The following is a 232-nucleotide window of genomic DNA, read 5'->3' as shown; positions in this document are numbered from 1 at the left end:
GTACTAGTGATAGTATTTCTACTAGTGCAAGTGACTCACTAAGTACCAGCACGAGTGGTTCAATCAGTACTTCAATGAATGACAATCATTCCGCAAGTACGAGTGCCAGTGCTTCATTGAGTAGCAGTCAATCCACCAGCGATAGCTTATCGACAAGCGCTAGTGGCTCGATGAGCACTTCAATGAGTACAAATCATTCGGCAAGCACGAGTGCCAGTGAATCAACTAGCAC

The 232-nt window shown here is 45.3% G+C and carries 1 pseudogene; it reads left to right on the top strand.

The window, feature by feature from the left end:
- Positions 1-232, top strand: a pseudogene (locus AC6UDF_RS07475) (LPXTG cell wall anchor domain-containing protein); the annotation flags it as partial.

Source organism: Fructilactobacillus sp. X2R6C1 (assembly GCF_059901295.1).
Note: the sequence above shows the minus strand (reverse complement) of the source record. Positions and strands in the feature narration are given on the sequence as shown.